2 tRNA genes and 1 rRNA gene are annotated in these 2384 nt (G+C 48.7%); all 3 read left to right on the top strand.

Annotation, left to right across the window (positions count from 1 at the left end):
- Positions 1-161 precede the first annotated feature (161 nt).
- The 3 genes from CXF95_RS26095 to CXF95_RS26085 all read left to right on the top strand — a co-directional run bounded on the left by CXF95_RS26095 (position 162) and on the right by CXF95_RS26085 (position 2007).
- Positions 162-1698 (top strand): 16S ribosomal RNA (locus CXF95_RS26095).
- 132 nt (positions 1699-1830) lie between these two features.
- Positions 1831-1906, top strand: a tRNA-Ala gene (locus CXF95_RS26090).
- A 24-nt stretch (positions 1907-1930) separates the two neighbouring features.
- A tRNA-Ile gene (locus CXF95_RS26085) sits at positions 1931-2007 on the top strand.
- The last annotated feature ends 377 nt before the right edge of the window (positions 2008-2384 follow it).

Raw genomic sequence — 2384 nt, 5'->3', positions numbered from 1 at the left:
ATGGGAACCGCGTATTATTCGCCTCCCGCTTAAGAGGGTCTACGGACAACCACTTAAGCCGCTAACGCAGTTAGCATGCTCTTTAACAATTAGAACAAGACAATCTGTGTGGACACTCACGAAGTGAGAGTTCACCAAAAAAAATTCATATTTTTAATATTTAATTGAAGAGTTTGATCATGGCTCAGATTGAACGCTGGCGGCAGGCCTAACACATGCAAGTCGAACGGAAACATGTCTAGCTTGCTAGATGATGTCGAGTGGCGGACGGGTGAGTAATACTTAGGAACATGCCTTTGGGTGGGGGATAACTATTGGAAACGATAGCTAATACCGCATAACGTCTACGGACCAAAGGGGGGAGCTTGCTCCTCTCGCCCAGAGAGTGGCCTAAGCGAGATTAGCTTGTTGGTGAGGTAAAGGCTCACCAAGGCGACGATCTCTAGCTGTTCTGAGAGGAAGATCAGCCACACTGGGACTGAGACACGGCCCAGACTCCTACGGGAGGCAGCAGTGGGGAATATTGCACAATGGGCGCAAGCCTGATGCAGCCATGCCGCGTGTGTGAAGAAGGCCTTCGGGTTGTAAAGCACTTTCAGTTGTGAGGAAAGCTTGGTGGTTAATACCCATCAGGTATGACGTTAGCAACAGAAGAAGGACCGGCTAACTCCGTGCCAGCAGCCGCGGTAATACGGAGGGTCCGAGCGTTAATCGGAATTACTGGGCGTAAAGCGCACGCAGGCGGTTTGTTAAGCTAGATGTGAAAGCCCCGGGCTCAACCTGGGAATAGCATTTAGAACTGGCAGACTAGAGTCTTGGAGAGGGGAGTGGAATTTCTGGTGTAGCGGTGAAATGCGTAGATATCAGAAGGAACATCAGTGGCGAAGGCGACTCCCTGGCCAAAGACTGACGCTCATGTGCGAAAGTGTGGGTAGCGAACAGGATTAGATACCCTGGTAGTCCACACCGTAAACGCTGTCTACTAGCTGTTTGTGGATTTAATCCGTGAGTAGCGAAGCTAACGCGATAAGTAGACCGCCTGGGGAGTACGGCCGCAAGGTTAAAACTCAAATGAATTGACGGGGGCCCGCACAAGCGGTGGAGCATGTGGTTTAATTCGATGCAACGCGAAGAACCTTACCTACTCTTGACATACTAGAAAGGCAGAAGAGATTTTGCTGTGCCTTCGGGAATCTAGATACAGGTGCTGCATGGCTGTCGTCAGCTCGTGTCGTGAGATGTTGGGTTAAGTCCCGCAACGAGCGCAACCCTTGTCCTTAGTTGCCAGCCTTAAGTTGGGCACTCTAAGGAGACTGCCGGTGACAAACCGGAGGAAGGTGGGGACGACGTCAAGTCATCATGGCCCTTACGAGTAGGGCTACACACGTGCTACAATGGCGAGTACAGAGGGAAGCGAACCTGCGAGGGTAAGCGGATCCCTTAAAGCTCGTCGTAGTCCGGATTGGAGTCTGCAACTCGACTCCATGAAGTCGGAATCGCTAGTAATCGCAAATCAGAATGTTGCGGTGAATACGTTCCCGGGCCTTGTACACACCGCCCGTCACACCATGGGAGTGGGTTGCAAAAGAAGTAGGTAGTCTAACCTTCGGGAGGACGCTTACCACTTTGTGATTCATGACTGGGGTGAAGTCGTAACAAGGTAACCCTAGGGGAACCTGGGGTTGGATCACCTCCTTACTATTACGGCGGACCTTGCTTCGTTGAGTGTTCACACAGATTGTTTTGTTTTGATGAAGAGAAACCGAGAGACTTTGTATTTATGAGTATTTTTGTTCGGGCCTAGGCTAGAGCGAAGTTACCAATATTTACGGGGCTATAGCTCAGCTGGGAGAGCGCCTGCCTTGCACGCAGGAGGTCAGCAGTTCGATCCTGCTTAGCTCCACCACTTATCTGGCCTAGTCAGAATAATAGGCTTGTAGCTCAGCTGGTTAGAGCGCACCCCTGATAAGGGTGAGGTCGGCAGTTCAAGTCTGCCCAAGCCTACCAACTCTTGGTTTTTAATAAGATTAAGTAACCTTAATCAATGCGTACTTATTAGTGTTCACTAGTCAGTGTTTATTGATTAAGGTTTTTTAAACCTTAATTGTAGCCAGCGTGTAACGCAGGTCACAATGTTCTTTAACAATATGGAAAGCTGATAAAAAGTAATCGAAAACTAAAAGAGTGTTCTTAGGAACTTACTCTATCTGATTTTGTGATGAAAACTTGTCACGCATACAACGGCAATACTCTGTTTATTCAGGTATTGCACCTAACGCTTAACGAAAAGGTAAGCGGGTAGGGCGAGTTATTTCGACAAATTGAGCAGTTACTCGTTCAAAGTGTGGAAATAGCGACTATTCGGTTTCTGATCGAGTTGAACG

This window comes from Paraglaciecola sp. MB-3u-78 (genome assembly GCF_002835935.1).
GTDB lineage: Bacteria > Pseudomonadota > Gammaproteobacteria > Enterobacterales > Alteromonadaceae > Paraglaciecola.
This window is presented reverse-complemented; position numbering and strand designations above follow the sequence as displayed.